We start from the raw sequence: 25,878 nt of genomic DNA, 5'->3' as shown, positions 1-25,878 counted from the left end.
TACTGAAATCTTCGGTATACCGATAATTGGGATTTATGTTAACTAGCTGTTATTTTCAACTCTTTTATTAAGTGGATGGTTTACGATTACATCCGTATTCGAGGCTTTTAAAGTTTTTATTATTTTTGGCATAGTTTTATGGCTATGCGCCGACCACCCCGTCAACGTAGCACGTTGGATCGCATAAAAAATGTATTAACTTAAAGGATTAATCTAACAATAAAAACTGAGGTTGATAATTTTAATTTATTAAAGGAGATAAAAAATATGAAAGCATTGAGATGGCACGGTGTAAAAAATTTAAAATTAGAGAACATTGAAGAACCAACGGCACAGAAAGATAAAGTAAAAATTAAAGTTGAATGGTGTGGGATTTGTGGAAGTGATTTACATGAATATACGGCTGGACCAATTTTTATTCCCACTGAGACGCATCCATTAAGTGGTGATAAAGCTCCTATTGTTATGGGACATGAATTTTCCGGGCGGGTTGTAGAAATTGGAGAAGATGTAACAAAATTTCAAGTGGGTGATCGAGTTGTAGTGGAGCCAATATATGCTTGTGGTGTATGCGAAGCCTGTAAACAAGGTAAATACAACTTATGTGAGAAAATGGGCTTCTATGGCTTAGCTGGGGGAGGCGGTGGTTTTTCGGAGTATGCAGCAGTACCTGAAGTGATGTTACATAAGATTCCTGAAAACGTTTCTTTTGAACAAGGAGCATTAGTAGAACCTTCTGCTGTTGCTTTGTATGCTGTACGGCAAAGTGCATTAAATGTGGGGGAGAAAGCAGCTGTCTTTGGAGCTGGCCCCATTGGTTTATTAATTATTGAAGCTTTAAGAGCAGCAGGTGCAACTGAAATTTATGTGAGTGAAGTTTCTGAAGAACGAAAACAAAAAGCAGCCGAATTCGGTGCCATTGTCTTAGATCCAAAAGAAGTTGATGTTGTTAAAGAAATTCGGAGACGAACAAATGGTGGAGTGGATGTTTCATTTGAAGTATCAGGTATTGATGCAGTCTTGACACAATCAATCAATTCCACAAAAATTGGCGGGCAAGCAATGATTGTCAGTATTTTTGAAAAGAAAGCTTCCATTCATCCAAACGATATCGTTCTAAATGAACGTATAGTTACAGGGATAATAGGGTATCGTGATATTTTCCCTGCTGTGATCAGTTTAATGGCACAGGGATATTTCTCAGCTGAAAAAATTATTACAAAAAGAATTAAACTGGACGAAGTGATTGAAGAAGGATTTGAAGCTTTGCTAAAAGAGCGAAGTCAAGTGAAAATTCTTGTTAAGTCCGAATAGATAGTAATTTTACACAAAAAGATAACGAAAAAAAGGTTTCCCGAAATTAATGAGACACCTTTTCTTCGTTATTATTTATTAATCCAAACCTCACCAGATCTACATCATAATTGATATGAAGTCTCTGTTTTTGGTTTCATGTTTTCTCGACCTTTCTATTGTTATTCAAAAGTGGGTTCTTGAAACCCTTGGCATTCAACGATTTGAATGTACAATTTTTTCTCTTTTTTTAGTATAAAGAGAGAATGCGGAGAAAGTCAATGAAATCAAGGATTTGAATGTATGATAATTACACAAATCATACATTCAAATTGAAGAAAAAAAGAACACCGTTGGGTGTTCATTAAGAAAATTAACTCTCAGTTGCTGTATTGCCCATTGCAATAGAGATTCTATTCCAACTGTTTATTTGATTAATAATAAGAACTAGATCAACATATTGTTTCTCTTCATAATGTTCTCGGACACGCTTGTATAAGTCCTCAGGAATTCGTTTTGTTGGGATTAAGGTAATATGCTCAGTAAGTTCCAAAGCAACTTTTTCGTCAGGTGAATAAAAATCGCATTCTTCCCAGACATTTAAACAATAAATTCTTTGTTCAGTTTCACCCATCTTACGAGCATCGGATGTATGCATATTGATACAGAAGGCACAACCGTTAATTTGAGAAGCTCTAATTTTAATCAACTCTCTAGTAGTTTGATTAATAGAAGATGTTTTCGTGTACTTTTCCATATCCATCATAATTTTAATACCATCGGGCGCAACATCATTATAGGCGATTCGTTGACTCATAAGGCAAAACCCCTTTGTTTTAAGATAATTTTATTATTCGTCTATACGAATCTTATTATCCCACAATACGAACATTTGTACTAGTATTTTACCCTGGAGACGTTCATATGCAAGGGAATAATACTTCAGAAACTACTGTGTAGCCGGAGTTATAGTAAAAAAATCCGGACCAATTCCAGCTTCCGAGATCAAGGGTTATCTTAACTTAACGAAAGAAACAGGCTGCCACTTGGCAGCCTGTTTGAATGTACTATGTTAGCATAATCATACATTCAAATTCTGATAAAAAATATCCTTGTCTAACTATAGAGAGGCTAGTTAAGAGTGCCTTTTTATTCAATGATTGATCCAATTAATGGAATGTATTTTAGATTAGCTAAACTATTTTTGATAGAATGTTACTAAAATAATAGATGTATATGGAGGAATAGTATGAATCAGGCGACTCAGAAGTACTGGAATGAATATTGGAAGAATCAAAATCAACCTCAGTCTGTTAGTGCATGGCAATTCGGGGCTGATCCTGATTATCTCGCACAATTAGTGATAGATGGAATTAAAACTGCAACATGCTCAGGATATACTTTTTATGAACTGGAGAATGAACCACTACCAGCAAAAGATGATTATAGCATTATTTTAAACAGCGATGATCAACCTGTAGCAATTATTAAGACAGTGGAGGTTACGCTAACTCCTATGAATGAAGTCACTGAAGAGTTCGCTAGTGCAGAAGGTGAAGGAGATAAAACCTACAAATATTGGTGGGAAGCTCATGAAAAGTTCTTCAGAAACGAGTTAAACACAATCGGACGTGAATTTTCGGAAGACATGCTCCTTGTGTGTGAGCGTTTTAAATTGGTAGATGTGAAGAATGGGTAAAAATTCGCTCTGATTTTTCACGCTTCATGGATGGCTAACAGGGGCGTTAGCGTCATAAGAAGGCGGTCAATTTGTGGTGATCCAAAAAGTTAGACTTTGATGGAGAGGAGAAATCCTCTCTATTTCTTTATTGTCATGAATCGATATACCGTCATTTCTGGACTAACTCCTCAAAAGAAGAGTACGAATAGCTATACTTATGTCTTAATTTGCTTAGGGTACAAAATTTATTCTGATGGATAACAAAAGGAGAAAAATTATATGAAAGTAAAAGATATTTATGGGGAATTGCAAACCCTATCAACAGACCGTCTATTACTACGCAAATTCGCAATAGGTGATGCAGAAGATATGTTTGAGTATGCATCGGAACCAGATGTATCGAGATTCGTTCCGTGGGAGTCCCACAATACGATTAAAGATACATACGAATTTTTGAACTTGATCGATAAACAATACCAAGAAGGAAAAATAGCACCTTGGGCTATTGAATTTAAACAAACAAAAAAAGTAATTGGTACCATTGATTTTGTTGCATGGTTTCCTATAAATTTTAGAGCCGAACTAGGTTTTATTCTCTCCAAGGATCATTGGGGCGACAGAATAATTCTTGCAGCTGCTGCCAAAGTAAAGGAATTTGGCTTTAATAAAATGAAGTTAAATAGAATCAAGGCTCCTTGTATGGTAGAAAATAGTCAATCACAAAGAGTTCTACAAAAAATAGGGATGAAATTAGAAGGAGTATCACGAGAAAAATACTTTATTAAAGGAAAGTTTAGAGATATTGCAATGTATTCAATTCTTAGGAATGAATACCTGGAAAATTAGCTTTTGAACTAAATGATGCATTCGCTATAGGAGGCTGCCGATTAACGACCTTCTTAACGTAAGATTTTTCAATATAAATGTTATTGCATCATACATAAAAATGAACAGTAACTAATTTATTTTCATCTACAAGATAATCCGTTCAGTTTCCTGAACGGAAACAGATTTTAGTAGTAAAACCTTCTAGAGATCAATGCAGATAGCAAGATTTCGTTGTACTTTAAATGATTAACGTTCTACATTTAACGCCCTATGGTGAAGCAAAGCGAATTGTTGTGCTAGAAAACTTGGTGTATAGGGCATATCATTTTGAAGCCACGAAACGATTGTGCCAATTAAAGCGGACGTTTCGTACCATATTAATATATCTTCTTTTACGATATCAGTTAATTGAACTCGTCTTCCGCTTTCATCTATCTTCGTCACGATTTTCTCCCGTAAAAACAGGGTCAGCCGATCTCTGAAGATAGGAACTTTCTTAGAAGTAAGGAAGTTCTTATAAAAATTGGAATGGTCAGCGATATGCTGTAGTAAGTTTTCAAGTATTTTCCAACTGTCTTCTTCAGAGAATGGGTGGTCTGTTGGTGTTTTTTCAAATACCGTTGAAATGTCGTCAATCATATCGTTTGCCATCTTTTCTAACATATCTGGAATATCACGAAAATGCAGATAAAAAGTAACTCGATTGATTGTGGCTCTTTCCGCTAGCCGATTAACCGTAATTTGCTGAAGATCGGTTTCCTCAAGTAACTCAACAAACGCATCTTTTATTAATTGTCTTGTCCGAAGTATGCGAGGGTCGGTGTGAAGTTTTTTCTTTTCCGTCATTTTCTCTCTTTCCTTTCTTCTATATAAACAGTATTTATAGAGATTACTATACGCTTTTAGGAAGTTTGTCGCTTGAAAAGGTGCTAACTTATCTTTATACTCTCATTTATACAGTGTAAATTATACAACACTGTGTAAATTTAATCTGCGAATTTGGTAAGAATGATCAAAAAAAAGACCTATTTAAATGAAAACGATCCACTCCCATAAAGGAAAGGATGATAGTTATGAAAAAACAAGAACAAAACGCAACAGATCAATCTATTTTAAACGTATTTAGTGGGGAAAGTGTTGAAAACCCATTTGCGATATTCTCCAAGATGCGGACAATGGGGGCCGTTATTCCTATTCCTTCCCCGATTGCTGCGATAAAAGGCCAAACATGGATGGTTACCCGTATGGAAGAAGCCATGCTGGTTTTAAAAGATCATGCCCACTTTACTGTAGACGGAGGCTCCATCGATGGTAACAATAATCTGATGCAAAGCAATGCGGATCCATCTGCTCCCCCAACTTTCCTTAATGCTAAATCCATGCTTTCTGTCGATGAACCTGATCACCGACGATTGCGCAGGTTGGTATCCAAAGCCTTTACGCCTAAATACATGGAAAGCCTGCGTCCTCTCGTTCAAAAGATTGCTGACGAATTACTTGACCAGGTAGAAGATAAAGAACAGTTTGACATTGTTAAGGACTATGCTTATCCCTTGCCAATCAACGTCATTTCTGAAATGCTCGGGGTGCCTAAAGCAGACCAGGCTCAAATTCGGGTCTGGTCAGAGGCCATTGCGCACGGTCTAGGCCTAGGAAGAAAAGAACCGGGAGTTGCAGAGCAGATTCGAGCTTTTGGGGAATACATTGTGCAGCTTGTGGCCGAGAAGCGGAAGCATCCAGCAGATGACTTAATCAGTCAGTTGGTTGCTATTGAAGAAGAGGGAGATAAACTCGACGAATCGGAACTAATTTCGATGATCTCCCTATTGATCTTTGCTGGTCATGAGACTACCTCGAATCTGATCGCAACAGGCACGTTAATGTTACTTGATCATCCCGAGCAGCTGGAGAAACTAAAAAAAGACCTCAACCTGATACCTGGAGCTGTAGAAGAATTGCTGCGTTTCAATGGGCCTTCCACCATGGCAGGACCGCGGTTTGCTACGGAAGATATCGAGATAGCAGGACAGCAAATCAAAAGGGGAGATATGGTGATTCCCGTATTGAAATCAGCAAATCGAGATGAACTCCAGTTTTCGGACCCAGAGGAACTGGATCTTACGCGTTCAATCAAACGTCATATGGCATTTGGACAAGGCATCCATATGTGTTTGGGAGCGCCATTAGCCCGCGTCGAAGGAGACGTTGCGTTTTCCACCCTGCTGAGACGTATGCCTAACTTGCATCTCAGTATCCCAAGGGAGGACGTTAACTGGCAATTCATGCTGAGCTCACAGGGGTTAAAATCCCTTCCCGTCGCTTTTTAATAGAGTGAAAGAATTTACAAGATTAAGAGCCGTTCAACTATGAGCGGCTCTTTTAACTATAAGTCAAAAAATGGGTTATTATGGTGTTGTATTGTATGATAGTAGAATATAAGGGGGAGTACTGGTGGATGCTGAAATTAAAGTAGAATTTGAAGTAAACGCGTTTGGCGAAGAGACAATCTCAGATTATGAAGGCTCGTACAAAAGGTTTGAGATTGCAAGAACTAAATATCTGCCAAAAGAAACTACTTTAGAGAATATTGAAATCATTGTGAAGCACCTTTTTGAGGAAATTCAGTCCAGCTACGGGAAACAGCCTGAACAATTGGTGGCAAAAGTTATCATTAGAGCTAAAAAGCAAGATGCTCAGATTACTTATTTAGGATAAAGAATACATGTACATAACAACAGCGATTGCGAAATTAAAGCAATTGCTTTTTTACTATGTGGGGAGGGAAAGACTGATATACTATTAAAATATGGAAGGGTGCGCAATGAATGGATACTAGTGTGGGAATTGATTTCTATATGACAAATAAGAAAAAAGCTATATTTAGAGAAGAATCTGTAAAATTTACAGAAGTGTTGCAGAGGTATCTTCAAAATGAGGAAGATTACGTAAAAAGATATAAAGAAAAACACTTTAAAAGAAATCGAGAAATCGGACCTTTCGATTTACTTATAGGGTTAGATCAATATGGTGATAAACTATTTTCAACCCAAGAAATACATCAGTTAGTCAACGTTTGCGAATGTTTAGTTAGTAAATACAAAACAGAAAATTTATACCGGGAAGAAATAAAAGAATTTGCTGAAAAATTACTAGAGCTTTGCAAAGAAGCATTGCAGAAGAACAACTTCATAGCTGCATTTGGGGATTAAAATCGGCAAGTCTCTCTACCGTACTATCTAACAATGTATTATTAATGTTTCAATATTATTTTTAGGGAGTGATTTCAATGGGGAAAGCTATTTGGGAAGTGGAAGATGAATATTTCAAATTAGAACCATTAACTAAAGAGATGATAAAAAAAGCAGAAGAGAAACTGAAAATAAAATTACCACAATCGTATATTACTATTCTCAATGAACAGAATGGAGGATCTATTAAATTTAACGCGTACCCTACTGATGTACCAACATCGTGGGCTGATGACCATATTAATGTAGACCATATTTTAGGCATAGGGCCAAAAGATAGTATCGTGCAAAACGAAGAACTCATTAAAGAATGGGATATGCCCGAAGGACTCATTTTGTTTAATGGAGATGGACATACCTGGGTTGCTTTTGACTACCGGACTGTTTCTTCAGATCCTTCAATCGTTTATGTAGATAACGAAGACGATATGATTATAAAAATAGCTGATACTTTTGATGAATTTTTAGAACGGCTGTATACGGAAGAACCCGAACCTTTTGATGATGATGATTCTCAAATGAAGGAATACAGCAAAGAAGATTTGGAAGAGCTAATAAAACAAGATAATGTAGAGGAATTAAGTGATGCACTATCTTATCTATCACAATTTGAGTCTGATGTAAGTTGGGTGAGTAAACAGTTCTTACAATTAAGTAATCATCCGAATGACTATATAAGAAATGACATTGCTAATTTAGTATGGAACTTCTTAACCTATCGATTAGATGATGAAACAATTCAGGACTTTATAGAAATTTTCAAGAATGATTCCGATATCGATGTTCGCATGTATGCTGAGATGATTAGTGAAAAGCTTAACTATTCTTATGAAGATTTGAAAAGGGATTTGAATTTTGATACACATGTCAGTTTCTCATATCAAGACCATATCTACCACATTAATAAACATTCCAACAAATGGCATATCTCCGATTATGAAATGGATTTTCAATCGTTTAGTACAACTGAAGAACTACTAAAACAGGGGACATTGGAGGAAAAGTCATTAAAAGAAATTTGGGATCATGTGAAAATATTATAGTACATGCTAGTTAACTAATGGGCGATTCCAACACAGAGGACCTATTTCACTACCTGTGGTAATTCTATTTTTTTTAACACAATTAACAAGACTAGAGGTAAAGGTGTCACTGCTAAAGGGAAGAATTTTTTAATTTGAACAAGTAGGGTGTGATTTTAGTGCAACGTGTAAAGTGTCCTTGCTGTGGATTTCCGACATTAGATGAGCGTGATGCTTATGAGATATGTGTACTTTGTAAGTGGCAAGATGATGGACAAGACGATTTAAATGCGGATGAAGTGTGAGGTGGCCCTAATAGAGATTACTCACTCACAGAAGCAAGAAGAAATTTTAATAAATACCTCATTATGTATAGTGATAAAATAACTTTACTGAGTCAAACCGATAAAAAAACAGAAACCAAAAAGGCTTTATTACGGGCATTTGTTGAGTTAGATAACTATGAATCTGATTCATTAGAATATAGGTTAGCTTGGGGAAAAATAAAGTTTTACGAGAAAATCTTAAATGAAATCTTACACGAATGGTCTGAAAGATATAGTTACAATATAAATAATAATGAAGACATTTTTCAACGTATCAATTCAGGTGATACGGAAAACGTTATAAATGGCTTATCAGAACTAGCCTTAAGTACAGATGACCCAGATTTTGTTCAAGAAATCATGGTTATGTACAGTGAACACGAGGATGCTTCCATTCGTGGTACCGCAATACTTTGTTTGGGGCATAGTGCAAAAGTCTATAAAAAGATAAACAAAGAACTAGTTTTGTATATTATTAATCAAGGACTTCAAGATGAGAGTCGCTTTGTACAAGAACAGACTCGTTTGGCATTAGACAATATAAACAAATATATAAAATAGAGTATCTGATTAAAATTGCTACTAGAATTGCAAAAATATAGTTTACTTTAATGCTAGATGCGAGATCCACTTTACGAAAGAACAGATGATTAAGAGGTGGGAAATGAGAAAGCGATTAAAGAAAAAAAGAGAAAATAGATATAATGCATTAAATGGGGCCAAACGTCAAAAAGTTAAAAGAAAAGGAATTAGGTGTATCCAATATGAGTTTTTACCAATTGGAGAATGCGATAGGTATGCGCTGACTAATGATGAAATAACCCCTGATTACCCTTACGCAACACATTGGCTGATTGAAGCCTATCTTGAGAAGGATTCTTCCCAAATATTGATTTTTCCTTGTTCAAAAAATGGTGGTACTACAAGTCGCTCACCAGTTCGGATGATAATGTTTTATGATGAAAATAGTGTACAACTTCATACATTTAATAAAATGGTTAAGGATATGAAGAAGGATAGGTTTTGGAACACCGATTATTAAAAATAGTTCAATCCAGTTCATTGAACTTACTAGTGAGGATGTATGATAAGGTTAGGCAGATTTATTTTGGTTTTTTTTTATGCATACGTATTACGATTGACGATTACTAGAACTGGTTTGGTTTTCTAATGTTACCTTGGCAGGCAGGTCCTTTCATAATTAAATGGTAAAAAGGGAAAACTAACTCAGATTCTTTTACCAATTATCATATATGATCAATAGGTTGAATTCAACGATCTTTATACACGGATTATGAAAAGGGGATTATACGATGAGCAGATTAGCTGGAAAAGTTGCGATTGTAACAGGAGCAGGTCAAGGTTTAGGGCTATCGTTCGCGAAAGCGCTTGCTAAAGAAGGGGCGAAAATTACAATCGCTGAGTTCAATGCTGAAACAGGGGAAAAAGCTGTTGAAGAATTAAAAGCAATGGGTGCGGAAGCATTGTTTGTTCAGTGTGATGTTTCGAATGAAGAGCAAGTAAAAGATGTTGTGACTAAAACAGTTGAAACGTTCGGGACTATCAATATACTAGTCAATAATGCACAGGCATCAAAACCAACAGCTTCTATACTGGAAACTACATATGAATCAATGGAACTAGCCTGGAAAACAGGGACAGTCGCATCATTTTTCTTTATGCAGCAATGTGTCCCGCATATGAAAGAGTCAGGTTACGGTCGTATCATCAATGTATGTTCAGATACGGGCATTGATGGCATGGAAAAATTCGCTGCTTATGGTTCCGCAAAAGAAGCCATCCGTGGCTTAACACGAGTGGCAGCACGTGAATTTGGTGAATTTGGCATAACCGTAAATGTTGTTTCTCCAGGCGCACTGACACCTGCTGCGAAACTGTGGATGGAAAAAGATCCAGAAGGATACAGAAAAACAATGGACCCAGTGCCGTTGGGCCGTCTTGGTGATCCGGACGTTGATATAGCGCCAGGAGTTGTATTCTTAGCCAGTGAAGAAGGAAGATTTATGACAGGCCAGACTGTATTTTTAAATGGCGGGCATACATTCGGACGGTAAGAAGCACTACACAGTTAATTATCATAAGTGTAAGGGCGATGGATTTGTCATCTGATAAATCCATCGTTTTCTGTATTTGACTAATAAAGGGCTAGGTTAGATACTCTCTATAACAGGGATTTTGTTTGAAATCATTCAAATTTGCTGATAAAACCCTATTGAGTTACCATAATGTTAGTTAAAAAGTAAACCTTGAGGTGAAAGAATTGAATATAAAAACAAACACAAACACAAGAGTAGAGGACATCTTAGGAATAAACTATCCAATTATTCAAGCACCAATGAATTGGCTTACAAATGCTGAATTTGTTTCGGCTGTTTCTGAAGCTGGTGGACTAGGTGTCTTAGGATTTAATGCGGGTTCACTTGCAAAAGATGAAACTGTATCTATAGAGGAAAAACTGAGAAGTGAGATTAGAGAAATTAGAAAGTTAACGGAGAAACCATTTGGTCTTAACTTGTATTCTCCACAAGAAGGGATGGAGAAAGATAACGTATATATAAGTTCAACACTTGATGTTGCTTTTGAAGAAGAGGTAAATATCTTTGTCGTGGTAGGAGAAGTTAATCGAGCCTTTTTTAAAGAAATAAAAAATCGTGGCGGCATTATAATCTTTAGAGAGTTAACACCATCAGTTGTTTCTGCAAAAATTGCGGAAGACAGCGGCGTTGATATCATTGTGGCTACAGGATACGACGAGGGAGGACATATCCCGCAGCGCCAAATAGGAACATTTTCTATCGTACCTGCTATTGCAGATGCGGTTGATATCCCCGTTCTTGCAGCAGGTGGAATTAATGATATTCGTGGTGTACGAGCTGCTTTTGCCCTTGGAGCTCAGGGAGTCTTTGTTGGAACACGCTTTATTGTATCTGAAGAGAATCCAGCTTCTGAGAAAGCGAAACAAGACATTATCAATTCTAAATCAGAAGACTTATTACTTGTTTCAGGGTTACAGCGTTCTACTCCCACTAAATCAGCGGTGGAATTAGCGACAATGTATCAGAGCGGAAAGTCTACTGGGGAAGTTGAACAAGAGATTAATAAGCGCGGCGGTCTTCGTATAGGAATGCTTGATGGGGAAGTTACAAAAGGGATCATATCTGTAAATACAGCGATTGATATGATTAAAGAAAAGAAAACAGTTAAGGGAATAATAGATGAATTAATGGCTGATTTCCAGTGAAATTTTAAGCTGGGATCTAACGACTCTTAAGGTGAAAAGACAGGTAGAAGTTCCCCGTTTTTATAATAAAAATATCGTCATCAGAAGGCTGCCAATTGGCGGTCTTTTTATCGTACTTTTAAAAAGATATTCTTGTTCAACTAGCCGGGCAGGATCGTTTAATAAGGAATACTTAAAAACCTTGTTTCTAAGGAATACATGAAATAAACCGCGTTTAATTTATCAGAAAATTTAAAATAAAAGCTTGCTTATGCACAACATTTCATTTAAAATCAAAAATATTAAAACCAAGTAAACAAATTAGAATTAAAGGAATTGATGGATATGTCAATCAAACAATTTCACTTTGGTGCAATGATCCATGGTGTAGGCGGGCAAATGTCTCTGTGGAGGCATCCGGATATTGAACCATCGCAAAGCGTGAGTTTATCTTATTATGTCCAACAGGCAAAAGTTGCGGAAAAAGGCTTGTTCGATGCCGTATTTATTGCTGATGGACTGTATATCCATGAAAAGTCTTTGCCTCACTTTTTAAATCGCTTTGAACCGATCACCATTTTATCTGCGCTTGCCATGGCAACTGAAAAGGTAGGATTAGTGGGAACGATTTCAACATCTTACAGTGAGCCCTTTACGGTAGCACGTCAATTGGCTTCGTTAGATTTAATAAGCGGCGGCAGAGCTGGCTGGAATGTCGTTACAACACCACTGGAAAATACAGCACTGAACTACAGCAAAACCATTGAAGATCATCCGAAACATGGGGAACGTTATGAGATTGCCAAAGAGTATTTAGATGTTGTACATGGGTTATGGAACTCATGGGAAGAAGATGCATTTACATACGATGTTGAAAATGATCGGTTTTTCGATCCCTCTAAAATGCACAATGTAAACTATAAGGGTAAGTATTTTTCAGTAGCAGGACCCCTTAATATTCAGAGGTCTAAACAGGGAGAGCCTGTCATTTTTCAGGCAGGTTCATCCCCTGCTGGAATTGCGTTTGCTGGCCGAGAAGCGGAAGCTATTTTTGCTAATTCCGTATCGATTGAAGAGAATAAAAAGCTTTCAGATAAATTGAAGCAGGCTGCTTTAGGAAATGGACGAAACCCTGATCAATTGCTTGTATTGCCAGGTATTTCCCCAATTATTGGTCAAACAAGAGAAGAAGCTGAGAAAAAGTATAGTGAAGTAGCTGAATTGGTATCCGCTGAGAAAGCAATTGCGTTTTTGGGCCGGTATTTCGACCATCATGACTTTTCACAATATCATTTGCATGAGCAGTTTCCAGAGCTGGGCGATATCGGCCGTAATAGTTTCCAATCAGTAACCGATCGTATAAAACGATACGCCAAAGAGGAAAAATTGACCCTGTATGAAGTGGCCATCCGTGAAGCGACACCGAAAGGAGCTTTTGTGGGTACGGCTGAAGATGTTGCGGATGAAGTGATTAAGTGGATTGAAGCGGGTGCGGCAGATGGGTTTATGATATTGGCAGATGTCCCACATGCATTGGAGGACTTTGTTGAGCAGGTCATACCGATTCTTCAACAACGCGGCCATTATAAAACCAAGTATGAAACCGATACTTTGCGTGAACATCTGGGTTTGCCGAATAAACCTAGTAACTATAGGAATGTCTCAGTATAACGCAAGGGAGGTTTCATGATGATAAAGCTTGAAAATATCCAAAAATCATTTGGGAAAAATGAAGTGTTAAAAGGAATTGATTTAGAAGTACACAAAGGTGATATTATTTCCATTTTAGGGCCGAGTGGTTCAGGCAAGACAACACTTCTGCGCTGCATTAACTTTCTGGATAAAGCAACGAGCGGGACTGTGACTATAGATAATCTGTCCCTTGATGTCAAACATGCCTCCAAAAAGAATATTATTGAACTTCGCAAAAAGACGGGGATGGTTTTTCAAAACTATAACTTGTTCCAGCATAAAACAGTGATAGAGAACATCATTGAAGGACCGGTCATCGTCCAGAATCGCAGTCTAGAAGAGGCAAAAGAAAGTGCCCGTAAGCTATTAGAGAAAGTAGGCTTATCACATAAAGAAAATGCGTATCCCAGTTCATTGTCCGGAGGGCAGCAGCAACGTGTCGGAATCGCTCGCGCATTAGCCATGAATCCGGAAGTACTCTTATTGGATGAACCTACGTCTGCCTTAGATCCGGAACTGGTAGGGGAAGTACTCCAAGTTATCCGTAAAATTGCGAAAGAGGGAATTACGATGATTATTGTGACGCATGAAATGAATTTTGCGCGGGAAGTCTCTAATCATCTTATTTTCATGGATAGCGGAGTCATTGTTGAGTCCGGCACTCCAAAACAAATATTTGATGATCCAAAACATGCACGGACAAAACAGTTTTTAAAACGATTGACTCCAGAGCTGACGTTTGAGATTTAAGGGGTGATTGCATGTATACATTATCAATTTTAGATCAAAGCCCAATGTTGAAGGGCGATACGGCAGAGCAAGCATTGCAAAGGACGATTGAATTGGCCCGATTTGCCGATGAAAAAGGGTTTAAGCGTTTCTGGGTATCTGAGCATCATCAAACAAAGGAATTGGCTGGATCTTCTCCAGAAATATTGGTGGCACATTTACTCGCAAAAACAAATAAGATTCGCATTGGTTCAGGCGGAGTAATGCTTACACATTACAGCCCGTATAAAGTTGCCGAGAACTTTCATATTTTATCGAGCTTAGCCCCTGGCCGGGTTGATTTGGGAGTTGGCAAGGCACCAGGTGGATTGCCAACTGCAACAAAAGCTCTACAATATAACGGTTTAAGTAATCCCAATGATTTTTATACCCGTTTAAAAGAATTGCAGCTTTATATAAAGGGAGATAATTCACTGGCTGCCGAACCTGCTCCGCAAATACCCCCAGAAATAGTTTTGCTGGGAGGCAGTGCCGGTAGTGCTGAATATGCTGCACAATTAGGAATTACCTATACATTTGCACAGTTCATCAACAGCAATGAAGAACAATTGGCTGAAGCGATTCGTGTATACAAAGATTGTAACCCGACCGGAACTTTTGCGGTTGGAATTGCCGTTGTTGTTGCGGATAGTAGGGAAGAAGCGAAGAACCTTTTGAAAAACACGGACTTGTTTCGTGTCCATATAGAGGACGGTGGTAAATTCACACTAACTAGTTTTGAGAGTGCAGAACGCTTTGGGCTAGAAACGGGAAAAAAATTCACCATAGAAACGGTTTCTTCACCAGCTATTGCCGGTACTGCCTCAGATATTTTTGAAAAGTTCGACACGTTACATGAAAGCGGGATTGATGAATTTATTATTCACACACCTATTTTGGAAGAAGAGGCACGTTTTCGGTCAATTGAATTAGTAAGTCAGCATAATGCTGTGTCTTTATAAATGAATATGTGGGGGAGAAAAAATGAAGAACATTAAAAAAGCATGGCTAACAACCTTCCTATCAATAAGCGTAATTGTCCTCGGAGCATGTGGAAGCGATAATACTTCAGGTGGATCAAAAGAAGAGAAAGCACAAGAAGTTATTATCGGGACAGGGAACGATATGCTGGATATTGCCTATATTAATGAAAAAGGCAAATTAACCGGATACGATGTTGAACTGTTGCGTGTAATTGATAAACGCCTAGAGGATGTTTCTTTTAAATTTGAATCGATGGATTTCTCAAACCTATTATTGAACTTAGAAACAGGGAAAATCGATATGATTGCACATAACATGGCCAAAAATAAAGAGAGAGAAGAAAAATTCCTATTCAATAAACAACATTATAATGCCATTCCTACACATGTAGTGGTTAATGAAAAGAATACGGATATTCAATCAATTGATGATTTATCAGGGAAAAAAGTAGGGGCCGTACCAACAAGCAATGCCTCGCTATTTTTTGAACAATATAAAAAAGAGCATAAATTAAACACAGAAATTGTATACATTCCGACAAATACAGATATGACCAATCAATTGAAAACGGGTCGCGTTGATGCACTATTCTCTTTCCCATTCTCAGTAAAGGCGAACAACGAAAAAGCAGATGCCCAGCAAAAAATAGTTGGCGATGCACTGTTATATACCGACATCTACTTCCTATTCAATAAGAAAGATGAAGAGCTGGCTGCGAAAATAGACGGCGCTGTGAAAGAGTTGATTGAAGATGGTACGATTTCAGATTTATTGGTTGAATGGTTTGATGAAGATTATTCCGATCAACTGAAGGATTAATTAAATGGAGGCAAAGTGCCATGCTTGAATTCCACTATATTGCGGAATTTATACCGACTTTACTTAGTTATTTACCGGTTACTCTCGTAATTTTTTTATCCTCAATACTCTTGGGGTTACTGCTCGGACTGATGATAGCTGTGACTAAACTGTATAAAATTCCGATCCTTAAAGAGTTTGCGACGGTATATATTTCGTTTATTCGCGGCACTCCGATATTGATTCAATTGTTCTTGATTTACTATGGGCTGCCATTTGTCGTTAGCTTGTTCGGTATTGACATATCCCGTATGGAGGCCATGATATTTGTTGTCATTGCCTATACATTGAACAATGCAGGCCAATTCGCAGAAATTTTTCGTGCAGCGGTTAAATCCATTGATTTCGGTCAAACAGAGGCAGCTTACTCCATAGGCATGTCATCCCGTCACACTTTTATTCGAATCGTTTTGCCACAGGCATTCCGCGTTGCCTTACCAAATATCGGCAGTGCTTCTGTCAGTTCCTTGAAAGACACCTCACTAGCCTTTTCAATTGGTGTGATGGATATGATGGGAAGAGGGGAAACATTAATTGCCGCCACGATGCGGACATTCGAGGTTTATATTGGTTTAGCCATTATCTATTATCTCATTGTACTGCTCTTGGAAGCACTATTTAGACGGATTGAAAAATATTATAGCCGGCATATACCTGGCCCAGTATCGGAGGGATAGGGATGCAACTGGATCTATCATTTATATTGACAGCACTGCAAAGTATTTTGCCGGCATTACCGATGACTTTCCTGATTGCCTTTGTACCGCTGTTATTGGGATTACTAATTGGTATTGTTGTAGCTTTAGTCCGCTTGAGTGATTGGAAGATTAGTAAGGTCATTTTGAACGTTTATGTATCCTTTTATAGAGGGACCCCTGTTATTCTTCACATATTCTTAATTTATTTTGGTATGCCGCTCATCGCAGAAGAGTGGTTTGACATTTCGCTTAATGGCTGGCCAATCGTTATTTTCGTTATTATAGCATTAACGCTTAATGCAGGGGCATTTCTATCTGAGATTATCCGTTCAGGTATTATGAGTATCACGAACCATCAAATAGATGCAGCTCTATCACTAGGTATGACGACATTCCAGATGTATAGGCGCATTATTTTGCCGCAAGCTTTTGTGGCGGCAATTCCGAACCTCACAAATATTTTGATTGCGTTTTTACACAGTTCATCGATTGCCTTTCTGGTATCAGTAAAAGAGATTACAGGCGCAGCGAACATTATCGCATCTAGTAATCTTAAATACTTAGAATCGTTTATAGCTGTTGGTATTGTTTACTGGGTTGTAACGATTTTGATTGAAGTATTAGCCAATCAAATAGAAAAAAAATTAACGGCACATTTGCGTCAAGGCGTTGTGCAAGCTTAATAAGGAGTGAATGATAATGAGTGAGGTAACTGTATTATTATGGGCGAAAAATGGTTGTTCTTATTGTGAGGATGTAAAAGAATTCTTTGCAGAAAAACAAATCGATTATAAGGTGATTGATGTGACAGAGCATGATAATCGCCGTGATATTTTAGAAGCAAAATATGGCGTCCGTTATGTGCCGGTCATTGAAATCGGAAAAGACGGACAATATACAGGTGTAACTGAACTAGGTTTAAAGGCGCTTGAAAAAGAATTAAAGGTACAGAAAGTCTTATAGTCTTTTAAGTCCCAAGCTTTATAAACAATCAGGTGCATCATCAGAAGGTAGCCAATTGGCTGCCTTCTCTATGTTTCTTACACCTTTGTGTTCAACTATCAGTACTGTGTAAAAATTCTATAATACTAAGCGTTTATTTCACACTATGGAAAATAAACGATTTAGCTTTTGATGTCGCGAGTTTAAATTCCCAATCCTCATATGCCTTAACTTTAGTAAATCCAGCCTGATGAAGTGACTCGTTTATTTCCTCATAGCTACGAAAAATAAGTTGTACTTTGTCTTCAATTACTACGTTTGTTTTTTCATTTTTTATTTTTTCATAGAAAGTAAAGACACTACCATTTAATCCTTCATATTCATCCCACATGGTTAATGTATCTCCTGTGTTCAAATCTTGAATTTGGTCTATTTTATCGTCTTTTTGCCATTCTTCCCATGCCTTAACATTAGGATTACGTGTATCAAAAATAAAGTGACCACCTGGTTTCAATGCGCAATAAGCATCATGGACAACAGTTTTCCAGCTTTCATCTGTTATAAATACCTGTGCGACATTGGCTGTCATGATAACTGCATCATAAGCTGCTGTTTCCAAATCTGCGCTATCACCTATAATCCACGTTACAACCTCTGCATAATCCTTTTTCTTAGCATACTGAATAGCTTCAGCATTTGGATCAATAGCTGTTACACGATAACCTGCCTTTGCCATTTCAACGGTTATTCTCCCTGTGCCACACCCTAAATCAGCAATTGCTTTGGACTCCGTAGATACAAGCAACTCCATAAAAAAGTTATCATCTTTTCCCCATTGATTTAATTGATCATAAACAAGTGCAATCATATATTCCTCCTATATTGTTAATACCTACCATTAATTATACAATAACTTCGTTACAAGGAACTCTTAAAAACGTATTTAGTTGCCAGCTCTAAAAGAGAAAATCCAGATAACTCATTGAATTTTTTGTGGTAAAGTGAGGATAAAGAAAAAAAGGAGAATTCTTGCAATGGAGTATATAGAAGAAAAGACTGTTCAAAATGAACCGAAGAAATTTTATATAAAGGCACTTATGATTTTGGGTTTGTTATTGGTCGGATATGGTGTGTATTGGGTATTTTTTGATATGAATAGGTTACCGACAGGAGATTATCTTACAGAAGAGACATCGGCTGATGGGGAATACACTGTTAAAACATATGTCTCTAGCGGAGGTGCTACAACGGGATATGCTGTTCGCGGCGAGTTGGTCTTTAATAACAGCAATAAAAAAACCAAAACTATATATTGGAATTATCGAGAGGAGTCTGCGAGTATTACTTGGACAGACAATGATACAGTTGAGATTAATGGACATTCATTAGATGTGCCAAAGGATAAATTTGATTTTAGACGACATTGATTGTTCACTAAATGATCGAGCTGATTAGCTCTTTTTTGTGTAAATCTAAATCTTATCTTTTAAGCTGAAGCTTATGATTTTAGTGAAAAAAAGGAGGGGAATAGGTTGAACATTTATTGTAAGGGAATCATTAATCAGATGGATATGGCGGTCGATTCTGTTATCAAGCTGATGAATACGTTAAGCAACGAAGACCTATCCATCAAATCAAATCCAGAAAAATGGTCTATCGGTGAACTATTGGCGCACATGTCGGTTATATGTAAAGCCGATTTCCTAATCGGTTTAGGAACCTCAGAGGAGGAACTGGATCGGTACTATGAGGAAGCTGAGCCGGAAATGAATCTGAATGCCATTGTTTCCACTCTGCAAGATAACTACTCATTTCTTAGAGAGAGTTTAGTAGAATTGGAGGAAAAGGAGTTGTTGCGGGTAACCACTTCCTTTTTCGGGGCTGTGCATTCGCGATATGAGTGGCTTCTGGATACGCAGGCTCATTTCTATCATCACCGTGGTCAGCTGCATGCCATGCTTGTACATGTTTTGAATCGAGAACCGAATGTACAATTGTTCGAATAAAGAGTGTTACAGGATACAAATAAGAAAAGAGCCATTCATGGCTCTTTTCTTATTTGTATGTAAATGGCTTATTCCTCATAAACGTCCAAAAATGTTTTCAATGTAGGGCGTGACTTTTTCATTAAATATCTCCGCAATGAAGAACGACACCAAAGATAATCCCACAATAGTCACTCCCATCGAGATACGTTTTGTTCTTGAAGTCTTCATCCGTTCACTTATTTTGTATGAACAGAAACCAATTGCTGCGCCCATGGTATTTACCATAATATCCGTTGCATCAAAGCTTCCTAAATAGGTGACCATTTGAAGGACTTCCATACAAAAAATAAAAACGACAAACAAGAAAATAAACCTAATGAAAGATTTCATCTGGTTTTTAAAGACCATCGGCACAAGTATTCCAAATGGAACAAACGCCAAAAGGTTACCAAGAGCAAAGATCCATAGTTTTATAGTGTCTATCGAAAAAGACCTAGGAACCCATAAAGGGATTTGATCTGGTATCAGCCAATACCGATATTCTTGGGTTTCTGCGAGGTCTGAACGTCCAAACCCGAAAAACATGAAGTAAACCAATCCGGCTAAATAAAGACACAAGAGGATAAAAAGAACTCCCCTTTTCCTTTTTTGTTGTTTTGTCACATGCACTGCACTTCCTTAGTTTTATAGTTTTTAGTATAGTGTCTATCTCAATCTTTTAACAACTCTCTTGACCTTAGACCTTACTCCAATGTTATGTTGTAGTGGGGGTGGTTACGATGCAAATCAAAGATTTTGCTGAGAAATATCAAATTCAGACGGATACCATACGATATTACGAGAAAGAGAACTTATTGAAACCAACAAGACGTGAAAATGGGTACCGGGAATATAATGAAGAAAGTGAAAAACAGCTGCAGCTTATCATTGTATTAAAGCAACTAGGTTTTTCAATAAAAGAGATACAACAATTGTTAGTATTAAGTGCTGAATCAATCACACCCGAATGCAACAAAGCTTCAGTCGGGTTATTCAATCAAAAAATCACGAAACTTGAGGAAAAAATTGAGTTTTATCAACAAGCATTAACCGTATTGCAAACGATAAAAAAACTCGTACAAGAAGAGAAATACATAGAAAATAAAACAGAAATTGAAGAGTTGATCAGAGGGGTATACAATGACCAATAACCAATTAATCCGTGTCGAAAACGGAGTTGCTTTTGCTCTTTCATTATATCTATACCTGCAGTTAGACTTTCCGATTTGGCTATTTTTTGTCCTTTTGTTCGTTCCTGATTGTACCATAATCGGTTATGTCATTAACAAGAAAATAGGGGCAAGTATGTATAATGTCGGACACAGTTTTCTTTTACCGCTGCTTTTAGCAGGAAGTTACCTGTACATTTCCAACGATTATTTACTTATGATATCAATCATCTGGGCAGCACATATCTTTTTGGATCGACTATTAGGTTTTGGGTTGAAATATGAAGATTCATTTAATCAAACACATATCCAAAGGCTTTAATGGAAAATGAAGTTGTAATAAAGGCTGTTTTCGTATACAAAAGGTTAAATTACTATTTTATGGTATCCCTTGTTCAGCTTAAGGGGCAGGTTAGTTCTACAAATTTCATTCCGTTATGAAGAATAAAGAAAGTAATTATCAAATATCTTTAATGGGAAGGAAATGAGTGGAAATTATAAAACTACAATAAATGAAATTCCAAATTTGTTGTTTAAAGTAAGAAAAAAGCTTTATTTATAAGGGGCTATGGAATGAAAATAATAAATAATAAATCTATTGTTTCATTAATATTAGGAGTATTATCAATAGTCATACCTTATATTGGCTTAATTCTTGGTATTCTTGGACTTGTTATATCATCTAAAAGTATTGTAGAAATTGAGGAATCCAATGAAAAAGGTAGAGGTTTGGCTATTTCAGGTAGGGTTTGTAGTATTGTAGGGTTATGTTTTCAATTACTTCTAATTTTCCTTCTGATTTTGTCAATCAGTGTTTATTTCATTACTGATCCTAAGTGGTAATGTAATCTCAATCATTAGTTAAATAACTTCATTCTTAATGAACAAACGGGGGCATTATTTGTGACAGTTCGTGCTCCTCATAGGATGAGTATTTCACAAACGAGATATGTCATTAAACGGATATCTAAAAGATCTGGAATCAATAAAAGTATTCACCCCCATCAGTTGAGAGATAGTTATGCCACTACTTTGTTGAATAATGGGGCACCTTTAGAAGTCATTCAAAATTTGATGGGCCACGAAAAGAGTGAAACGACTAAAATTTATGCTTATTTAAGTGGGACACTCCGACGAGAGCTATATAAAAAGTTTTTCTGATATGAAAAGGGGCATTAATCCAAGAAGGATTAATGCCCTTTTGTGTTGAACTCCTTATTGTAGAAACGGGGCAGGTTAATTAAAGAAGGATAATCCATCATTTGAATAGAGTAAATAGAAAAAAATAGTTGTTGGCTTATTAATTCCAATTAAACTTATAAAGGAAGAGGAAGTAAAATGAAGAAAATGGTTGGTTGGACCATTACTTTAACTACGTTTTTGCTAGTTGGATTCATTTATTATTTTATATCCTTATCTCTTTACGAACCTTCGGAAGATTCATTTGACTTCCTAATTCCTAAAAAAGCTGAGCTAATTCAAGAAAATGGTCAAGGGAAAAGTTATGATTGGTCACAAGCATCAGAAGAAAATGGCATACCATTTAGTTATAAAATAGCTCTTAAAGCGAATGGATGGAAAAAAGGAGAAAGTGGCGGGGCTAGCGTTTACTATACAAAAGGAAATCATAAAGTAATATTGACTACTACAACGAATCATATAGACATCATTAAAGTGAATTAATAAATATTCAGCTAACGGGTGCTTGTGCGGCCGAGCCTAGGTCGTATCATATAGCGGGTGGGATTCCCGTCGAGAAAGAACTAGCCATTCACTCGTAGCGAGTCTTGGAGGGCTAATGGTAACATTAGCCTTTAAGCGTAGACAGTTAGATGGCGGGCCGAAAGCCAATAGGTTGAAGGGATTGAGCTCCATAATGTTAGTAAATCGAGAGGGCTGATGCCTTAAGCACAGCAGAAAGCTACATTTTATCCATCGTTAAAGGCAAGAAGGATAAAACCTCTCTGGAGTCAGAGACCTTGGCACGTCAGACATTGATATGATACGGCAACTCGGGAGACCCTACCGGTCTCTTCTTATAGAAGAGTATGGTGTACAAGCGATAATAAGCAAGGAAACCAAATGCCGTTGTAGGGAGTCGGATAGCAGCGTAGTACCAATGAAGTTGGGTAATGCCGATGGAGGAAAGGCTGCTACCAAGTTATCACCCTTATTAGGGACACATTTACTACACGCGGAGGTAGGATACTAAATGGAAACAAAACTATTAAGGATAGCAAAATTAGCAAAATCTGATCCGAAGATGAAATTTACATCTCTTGCACATTTACTAAATAAGCAATCCCTAGTTCAATGTCATGTTGAATTACCTAATAAGAAGGCAACTGGGATTAACGGCACAACTAAAGAGCAATACAGTGAAACACTAGAGGAAAATATAGTGGACTTAGTAAATAGGCTCAAAAGCAAAAGTTATCATCCTGTTCCCGTAAGGAGAATGTATATTCCTAAGCTTAACTCCAACAAGAAAAGACCCTTGGGGATACCGGAACATGAAGATAAGATTGTGCAGAAAGGCATTACAAAAATACTAAATGCCATCTATGAAAATGATTTCCTAGACTGCTCTTTTGGATTCCGCCCAAATCGTAATTGTCACGATGCTTTGAAGATATTAAATCATTATATTGAAAAGAAATCAGTAAATTATGTAGTAGATGTAGATATCAAAGGATTCTTCGACAACGTTGACCACATATGGATGATGGAGTTCTTAAAACTGCGAATTGCTGACCCTAACCTACTAAGAATAATAGGTAGGTTTCTTAAAGGTGGATACATGGAGGAAGGCAAGAAATATAAGACAGATAAAGGCACGCCGCAAGGTGGAGTCATATCTCCGGTACTTGCCAATCTATACCTCCATTATGTCCTGGACCTATGGTTTGAGAAGAAGGTTAGAAAACAGTGTAAAGGCCAAGCATACATAGTTAGATATGCAGATGACTTTGTGTGTTGTTTCCAATATAAGAGCGAAGCTCAGGAATTCTTTCACTCATTAAAGGAAAGATTACAGAAGTTTAACCTAGAAATAGCGGAGGATAAAACCAAAATTATCCCCTTCGGGAGGTTTGCGGAGAAAGATGCAAAACAAACGGGGAATAGAAAACCTGCAACCTTTGACTTCCTCGGTTTTACACATTATTGTGGGAAGAGTAAACAAGGATACTTTCGTGTGAAACGGAAAACAAGTAGGAAGAAGCTACAAGGTAAACTAAAGGAATCGAAAGAATGGATAAAGAATAACCGTAATAAAAATATTCATATGATTATGGATAGATTTAAACGCTCGCTTGTAGGCTATTTTAACTACTATTGCATCACGGATAATACGCCAAGTGTTAACAAATTCAAAGACAAAATCCAATATTTATTATTTAAATGGCTCAACAGGAGAAGTCAGAGGAAATCCTTTACTTGGGAAAAATTCAGGCTCTTTCTTCGTAAATATCCTTTACCTTCACCAAGAGTTAAGGTGAATATATATGACTTAAGAAAAAAGATTAGCTACATTTTGTGAATGATGACTTGGAGGAGCCGTGTGCGTAAATAGCGCAAGCACGGTTCTGTGAGGGGGGAGGAACTCAATCTACCGTAAGGTAGAGAGGTTCCCTTCTACTCGACTAGTTTAATAACTGTTAATGCTGCTTCCTTTTGAAAGTGGCTTTTTTATTTGGTCATACATTACGAAAATAGCCAAAATAAAAGAATGAAAAATCACATAGTAGGTCAAGGGTCTGCAGCACTTTTAGTTAATGTAGCGCAAGAAGAATCCAATAAATGCTCTCCTCCGTTAATAAATTTCGAATATATATTTAACATAAAAATATATACCAAATTACAACTAAAATAGAATATAATGTTAAAGTATTAGCGGTTACTGGATTAAAATAGGTATATTTCCATACTTGATTAGGTATCACTAAAGGTACAGACATATGATTTACATACAGCAGTGAATGAAAAAGAATCTTTTTAGGAAAAGGTTAGTCCACAAACAAAAGATATCAAAATACTGGGGAAATTTATATTAAACTAACAAAGAGAATGCTTGCAGCCACACTCCTTTCACTGGGATAGGAAATCAGGGGGCTACTGGGCAACACCAGCAAGTGATATGCATGAGAAACACTAATTTCATAGACTTGAGGATGACATCAAATAGAGTGTTTCTGTTAGGAAATAGAACACAGGGAGATGTTGTGGGGAACTATTAGGATCAAGGTTTAAATATGACCTATCGTACTTACCAAACAATTCTGGGAATAAGATAATCCAGCTAATATTATACTTTATAGGATAGGAGCTTAATATCTATGCAGGGAAAATTAAAGTGGGGTGCCATCGCTATTATAGCTTTGGGACTATTTTTTATTATCGGAAGCACATTTATTGAAGATTCGGCTAACAGTGAAAGATATGAAAAAGCGAAAGAAAAAGAACAAGAAATCGTAAAAGCCGAACAAGAAAAAGAGAAAGCTAGACAAAAATACAAGGAAAAAGCCGACCAAGCAATTGCAAAAACCCACATCATAGACGACTCCCTTGACCCCACAACATTAGCATATCGCTATAATAAATATTTAAAAGGTTTAAAGATTGAACATTCTATTTCTTTTGGAGACAACTCCTCTGATGCGATGGTGTACCCAAATGATAAAATAGTGATGGGCGGTACACTATCTCCTAATTCAAGACAGTTCACAAAACTATATTTAGCTGGATTTGATTTAACAACCGATAAAGATATCGACGAATTTAAAGACATAGCTTCGGCTTTCTTCACATCCGTAGCTGACCAAGACATTCCCATTAAAACCAGAGAAGAGATTCTTCTTAGAAAGATGGATTTAGGTAATATAATAAAAAATGGTGGTGAAACTGAATTTCAAATTGGAGATATTAAGTACACTTTAGATTGTGATAAAGATTCATTAGTTAGGTTAGACGCTGTTAATGTTAACAATCTTTAATGGAGTAGGAGTTAAATGATGCCAAATCCAGTCGATACCAAAAGTAGTCAACCTATCAAACGACATAAAGAACAAGGGTCCAGGAATAAGATTATCCAGCTAATATT

The 25,878-nt window shown here is 37.0% G+C and carries 31 protein-coding genes and 1 pseudogene; 28 read left to right on the top strand and 4 right to left on the bottom strand.

All coding sequences use genetic code 11. From position 1 onward, the window contains the following. The first annotated feature begins 267 nt into the window (after positions 1 to 267). A complete protein-coding gene (locus MHI18_RS02055; RefSeq protein ID WP_340845755.1) occupies positions 268 to 1,314 on the top strand; it encodes a 2,3-butanediol dehydrogenase in 1,047 nt (348 codons plus the stop codon). Positions 1,315 to 1,666: 352 nt separating this feature from the next. Here the strand turns inward: MHI18_RS02055 and MHI18_RS02050 are convergent, their stop codons facing one another. Continuing rightward, the gene (locus MHI18_RS02050; RefSeq protein ID WP_340845754.1) at positions 1,667 to 2,110 is read right to left on the bottom strand and encodes a carboxymuconolactone decarboxylase family protein; all 444 of its coding nucleotides are present in this window, start codon (positions 2,108 to 2,110) and stop codon (positions 1,667 to 1,669) included. 432 nt (positions 2,111 to 2,542) lie between these two features. Here MHI18_RS02050 and MHI18_RS02045 point away from each other — a divergent pair, with 432 nt between their 5' ends. Together MHI18_RS02045 and MHI18_RS02040 are read left to right on the top strand one after the other, a co-directional pair. Next, complete coding sequence (locus MHI18_RS02045) at positions 2,543 to 2,992, top strand: ASCH domain-containing protein (protein WP_340845753.1); 450 nt, start codon at positions 2,543 to 2,545, stop codon at positions 2,990 to 2,992. A 261-nt stretch (positions 2,993 to 3,253) separates the two neighbouring features. After that, entirely contained in the window at positions 3,254 to 3,820 is a 567-nt protein-coding gene (locus tag MHI18_RS02040) for a GNAT family N-acetyltransferase (RefSeq protein ID WP_340845752.1), read from the top strand. Positions 3,821 to 4,048: 228 nt separating this feature from the next. Here MHI18_RS02040 and MHI18_RS02035 read toward each other — a convergent pair whose 3' ends face one another. Continuing rightward, positions 4,049 to 4,648, bottom strand: coding sequence for a TetR/AcrR family transcriptional regulator (locus MHI18_RS02035; protein ID WP_340845751.1), 600 nt, complete (start codon positions 4,646 to 4,648; stop codon positions 4,049 to 4,051). 227 nt (positions 4,649 to 4,875) lie between these two features. On the opposite strand from MHI18_RS02035, the gene MHI18_RS02030 reads away from it, so the two are divergent. From MHI18_RS02030 to MHI18_RS01955, 16 genes are all read left to right on the top strand, one after another. Beyond that, on the top strand, positions 4,876 to 6,129 hold the full coding sequence (locus MHI18_RS02030) for a cytochrome P450 family protein (protein ID WP_340845750.1): 1,254 nt from the start codon (positions 4,876 to 4,878) through the stop codon (positions 6,127 to 6,129). Between the two features lie 124 nt (positions 6,130 to 6,253). After that, entirely contained in the window at positions 6,254 to 6,517 is a 264-nt protein-coding gene (locus MHI18_RS02025; RefSeq protein ID WP_340845749.1) for a hypothetical protein, read from the top strand. A 110-nt stretch (positions 6,518 to 6,627) separates the two neighbouring features. Then, a complete protein-coding gene (locus tag MHI18_RS02020) occupies positions 6,628 to 7,011 on the top strand; it encodes a hypothetical protein (protein ID WP_340845748.1) in 384 nt (127 codons plus the stop codon). Positions 7,012 to 7,088: 77 nt separating this feature from the next. Continuing rightward, positions 7,089 to 8,093 carry an SMI1/KNR4 family protein gene (locus tag MHI18_RS02015; RefSeq protein WP_340845747.1) on the top strand — a complete coding sequence of 335 codons (1,005 nt, stop codon included), beginning with the start codon at positions 7,089 to 7,091 and terminating at the stop codon, positions 8,091 to 8,093. A gap of 158 nt (positions 8,094 to 8,251) precedes the next feature. Next, positions 8,252 to 8,377, top strand: coding sequence for a CPCC family cysteine-rich protein (locus tag MHI18_RS02010; protein WP_340845746.1), 126 nt, complete (start codon positions 8,252 to 8,254; stop codon positions 8,375 to 8,377). A gap of 63 nt (positions 8,378 to 8,440) precedes the next feature. Continuing rightward, a complete protein-coding gene (locus MHI18_RS02005) occupies positions 8,441 to 8,959 on the top strand; it encodes a hypothetical protein (RefSeq protein ID WP_340845745.1) in 519 nt (172 codons plus the stop codon). 103 nt (positions 8,960 to 9,062) lie between these two features. Next, positions 9,063 to 9,440 carry a hypothetical protein gene (locus tag MHI18_RS02000; RefSeq protein WP_340845744.1) on the top strand — a complete coding sequence of 126 codons (378 nt, stop codon included), beginning with the start codon at positions 9,063 to 9,065 and terminating at the stop codon, positions 9,438 to 9,440. A gap of 271 nt (positions 9,441 to 9,711) precedes the next feature. Then, positions 9,712 to 10,473, top strand: coding sequence for an SDR family NAD(P)-dependent oxidoreductase (locus MHI18_RS01995; protein ID WP_340845743.1), 762 nt, complete (start codon positions 9,712 to 9,714; stop codon positions 10,471 to 10,473). A gap of 206 nt (positions 10,474 to 10,679) precedes the next feature. Continuing rightward, positions 10,680 to 11,660: an NAD(P)H-dependent flavin oxidoreductase gene (locus tag MHI18_RS01990; RefSeq protein ID WP_340845742.1), complete on the top strand. Its 981-nt coding sequence runs from the start codon at positions 10,680 to 10,682 to the stop codon at positions 11,658 to 11,660. 318 nt (positions 11,661 to 11,978) lie between these two features. Beyond that, positions 11,979 to 13,310, top strand: coding sequence for an LLM class flavin-dependent oxidoreductase (locus tag MHI18_RS01985; protein ID WP_445669935.1), 1,332 nt, complete (start codon positions 11,979 to 11,981; stop codon positions 13,308 to 13,310). Between the two features lie 18 nt (positions 13,311 to 13,328). Further along, positions 13,329 to 14,081 (top strand): amino acid ABC transporter ATP-binding protein, encoded by a 753-nt coding sequence (locus MHI18_RS01980; RefSeq protein ID WP_340845740.1) that lies wholly within the window; start codon positions 13,329 to 13,331, stop codon positions 14,079 to 14,081. An 11-nt stretch (positions 14,082 to 14,092) separates the two neighbouring features. Next, entirely contained in the window at positions 14,093 to 15,061 is a 969-nt protein-coding gene (locus MHI18_RS01975; protein ID WP_340845739.1) for an LLM class flavin-dependent oxidoreductase, read from the top strand. Between the two features lie 22 nt (positions 15,062 to 15,083). Continuing rightward, positions 15,084 to 15,902: a transporter substrate-binding domain-containing protein gene (locus MHI18_RS01970; protein ID WP_340845738.1), complete on the top strand. Its 819-nt coding sequence runs from the start codon at positions 15,084 to 15,086 to the stop codon at positions 15,900 to 15,902. Between the two features lie 20 nt (positions 15,903 to 15,922). Continuing rightward, positions 15,923 to 16,618, top strand: coding sequence for an amino acid ABC transporter permease (locus MHI18_RS01965; RefSeq protein WP_340845737.1), 696 nt, complete (start codon positions 15,923 to 15,925; stop codon positions 16,616 to 16,618). 2 nt (positions 16,619 to 16,620) lie between these two features. Then, positions 16,621 to 17,322, top strand: coding sequence for an amino acid ABC transporter permease (locus MHI18_RS01960; RefSeq protein WP_340845736.1), 702 nt, complete (start codon positions 16,621 to 16,623; stop codon positions 17,320 to 17,322). Positions 17,323 to 17,338: 16 nt separating this feature from the next. Continuing rightward, positions 17,339 to 17,602, top strand: a complete 264-nt coding sequence (locus tag MHI18_RS01955) for a glutaredoxin family protein (RefSeq protein WP_340845735.1) — start codon at positions 17,339 to 17,341, stop codon at positions 17,600 to 17,602. Between the two features lie 133 nt (positions 17,603 to 17,735). Here MHI18_RS01955 and MHI18_RS01950 read toward each other — a convergent pair whose 3' ends face one another. Continuing rightward, positions 17,736 to 18,449: a class I SAM-dependent methyltransferase gene (locus MHI18_RS01950; RefSeq protein WP_340845734.1), complete on the bottom strand. Its 714-nt coding sequence runs from the start codon at positions 18,447 to 18,449 to the stop codon at positions 17,736 to 17,738. A 166-nt stretch (positions 18,450 to 18,615) separates the two neighbouring features. Here MHI18_RS01950 and MHI18_RS01945 point away from each other — a divergent pair, with 166 nt between their 5' ends. Then, positions 18,616 to 19,008: a DUF5412 domain-containing protein gene (locus MHI18_RS01945; protein WP_340845733.1), complete on the top strand. Its 393-nt coding sequence runs from the start codon at positions 18,616 to 18,618 to the stop codon at positions 19,006 to 19,008. Positions 19,009 to 19,113: 105 nt separating this feature from the next. Beyond that, positions 19,114 to 19,587, top strand: a complete 474-nt coding sequence (locus MHI18_RS01940; RefSeq protein ID WP_340845732.1) for a DinB family protein — start codon at positions 19,114 to 19,116, stop codon at positions 19,585 to 19,587. A gap of 75 nt (positions 19,588 to 19,662) precedes the next feature. Here MHI18_RS01940 and MHI18_RS01935 read toward each other — a convergent pair whose 3' ends face one another. Continuing rightward, a complete protein-coding gene (locus tag MHI18_RS01935) occupies positions 19,663 to 20,232 on the bottom strand; it encodes a VanZ family protein (RefSeq protein ID WP_340845731.1) in 570 nt (189 codons plus the stop codon). Positions 20,233 to 20,348: 116 nt separating this feature from the next. Between MHI18_RS01935 and MHI18_RS01930 the strand changes: the two genes are divergently transcribed. From MHI18_RS01930 to MHI18_RS01900, 7 genes and pseudogenes are all read left to right on the top strand, one after another. Continuing rightward, complete coding sequence (locus tag MHI18_RS01930) at positions 20,349 to 20,759, top strand: MerR family transcriptional regulator (protein WP_340845730.1); 411 nt, start codon at positions 20,349 to 20,351, stop codon at positions 20,757 to 20,759. Then, a complete protein-coding gene (locus MHI18_RS01925) occupies positions 20,749 to 21,099 on the top strand; it encodes a DUF4260 domain-containing protein (protein ID WP_340845729.1) in 351 nt (116 codons plus the stop codon). Before MHI18_RS01930 ends, MHI18_RS01925 begins: the two co-directional genes overlap by 11 nt. A 251-nt stretch (positions 21,100 to 21,350) precedes the next feature. After that, entirely contained in the window at positions 21,351 to 21,620 is a 270-nt protein-coding gene (locus MHI18_RS01920) for a DUF4190 domain-containing protein (RefSeq protein ID WP_340845728.1), read from the top strand. Between the two features lie 51 nt (positions 21,621 to 21,671). Then, positions 21,672 to 21,938, top strand: a pseudogene (locus MHI18_RS01915) (tyrosine-type recombinase/integrase); the annotation flags it as partial. A gap of 177 nt (positions 21,939 to 22,115) precedes the next feature. Next, a complete protein-coding gene (locus MHI18_RS01910; protein WP_340845727.1) occupies positions 22,116 to 22,460 on the top strand; it encodes a hypothetical protein in 345 nt (114 codons plus the stop codon). 529 nt (positions 22,461 to 22,989) lie between these two features. After that, the gene (ltrA, locus tag MHI18_RS01905) at positions 22,990 to 24,318 is read left to right on the top strand and encodes a group II intron reverse transcriptase/maturase (protein WP_340845726.1); all 1,329 of its coding nucleotides are present in this window, start codon (positions 22,990 to 22,992) and stop codon (positions 24,316 to 24,318) included. Positions 24,319 to 25,114: 796 nt separating this feature from the next. Beyond that, on the top strand, positions 25,115 to 25,771 hold the full coding sequence (locus MHI18_RS01900; protein WP_340845725.1) for a hypothetical protein: 657 nt from the start codon (positions 25,115 to 25,117) through the stop codon (positions 25,769 to 25,771). Positions 25,772 to 25,878 lie beyond the last annotated feature (107 nt).

Origin of the sequence: Peribacillus sp. FSL H8-0477 (assembly GCF_038002765.1) — a bacterium.
In the GTDB taxonomy this organism is placed as follows: domain Bacteria; phylum Bacillota; class Bacilli; order Bacillales; family DSM-1321; genus Peribacillus.
This window is presented reverse-complemented; position numbering and strand designations above follow the sequence as displayed.

Coding starts and splice junctions, on each gene's coding strand:
- MHI18_RS02035 (WP_340845751.1), bottom strand. CDS start 4,648: ATGACGGAAAAGAAAAAACTTCACACCGACCCTCGCATACTTCGGACA.
- MHI18_RS01910 (WP_340845727.1), top strand. CDS start 22,116: ATGAAGAAAATGGTTGGTTGGACCATTACTTTAACTACGTTTTTGCTA.
- MHI18_RS01900 (WP_340845725.1), top strand. CDS start 25,115: ATGCAGGGAAAATTAAAGTGGGGTGCCATCGCTATTATAGCTTTGGGA.
- MHI18_RS02040 (WP_340845752.1), top strand. CDS start 3,254: ATGAAAGTAAAAGATATTTATGGGGAATTGCAAACCCTATCAACAGAC.
- MHI18_RS01945 (WP_340845733.1), top strand. CDS start 18,616: ATGGAGTATATAGAAGAAAAGACTGTTCAAAATGAACCGAAGAAATTT.
- ltrA (WP_340845726.1), top strand. CDS start 22,990: ATGGAAACAAAACTATTAAGGATAGCAAAATTAGCAAAATCTGATCCG.
- MHI18_RS01965 (WP_340845737.1), top strand. CDS start 15,923: ATGCTTGAATTCCACTATATTGCGGAATTTATACCGACTTTACTTAGT.
- MHI18_RS01985 (WP_445669935.1), top strand. CDS start 11,979: ATGGATATGTCAATCAAACAATTTCACTTTGGTGCAATGATCCATGGT.
- MHI18_RS02005 (WP_340845745.1), top strand. CDS start 8,441: ATGTATAGTGATAAAATAACTTTACTGAGTCAAACCGATAAAAAAACA.
- MHI18_RS02015 (WP_340845747.1), top strand. CDS start 7,089: ATGGGGAAAGCTATTTGGGAAGTGGAAGATGAATATTTCAAATTAGAA.
- MHI18_RS01980 (WP_340845740.1), top strand. CDS start 13,329: ATGATAAAGCTTGAAAATATCCAAAAATCATTTGGGAAAAATGAAGTG.
- MHI18_RS02030 (WP_340845750.1), top strand. CDS start 4,876: ATGAAAAAACAAGAACAAAACGCAACAGATCAATCTATTTTAAACGTA.
- MHI18_RS01995 (WP_340845743.1), top strand. CDS start 9,712: ATGAGCAGATTAGCTGGAAAAGTTGCGATTGTAACAGGAGCAGGTCAA.
- MHI18_RS02045 (WP_340845753.1), top strand. CDS start 2,543: ATGAATCAGGCGACTCAGAAGTACTGGAATGAATATTGGAAGAATCAA.
- MHI18_RS02020 (WP_340845748.1), top strand. CDS start 6,628: ATGGATACTAGTGTGGGAATTGATTTCTATATGACAAATAAGAAAAAA.
- MHI18_RS02050 (WP_340845754.1), bottom strand. CDS start 2,110: ATGAGTCAACGAATCGCCTATAATGATGTTGCGCCCGATGGTATTAAA.
- MHI18_RS02055 (WP_340845755.1), top strand. CDS start 268: ATGAAAGCATTGAGATGGCACGGTGTAAAAAATTTAAAATTAGAGAAC.
- MHI18_RS01975 (WP_340845739.1), top strand. CDS start 14,093: ATGTATACATTATCAATTTTAGATCAAAGCCCAATGTTGAAGGGCGAT.
- MHI18_RS01970 (WP_340845738.1), top strand. CDS start 15,084: ATGAAGAACATTAAAAAAGCATGGCTAACAACCTTCCTATCAATAAGC.
- MHI18_RS01925 (WP_340845729.1), top strand. CDS start 20,749: ATGACCAATAACCAATTAATCCGTGTCGAAAACGGAGTTGCTTTTGCT.
- MHI18_RS01955 (WP_340845735.1), top strand. CDS start 17,339: ATGAGTGAGGTAACTGTATTATTATGGGCGAAAAATGGTTGTTCTTAT.
- MHI18_RS02000 (WP_340845744.1), top strand. CDS start 9,063: ATGAGAAAGCGATTAAAGAAAAAAAGAGAAAATAGATATAATGCATTA.
- MHI18_RS01930 (WP_340845730.1), top strand. CDS start 20,349: ATGCAAATCAAAGATTTTGCTGAGAAATATCAAATTCAGACGGATACC.
- MHI18_RS01950 (WP_340845734.1), bottom strand. CDS start 18,449: ATGATTGCACTTGTTTATGATCAATTAAATCAATGGGGAAAAGATGAT.
- MHI18_RS01920 (WP_340845728.1), top strand. CDS start 21,351: ATGAAAATAATAAATAATAAATCTATTGTTTCATTAATATTAGGAGTA.
- MHI18_RS01960 (WP_340845736.1), top strand. CDS start 16,621: ATGCAACTGGATCTATCATTTATATTGACAGCACTGCAAAGTATTTTG.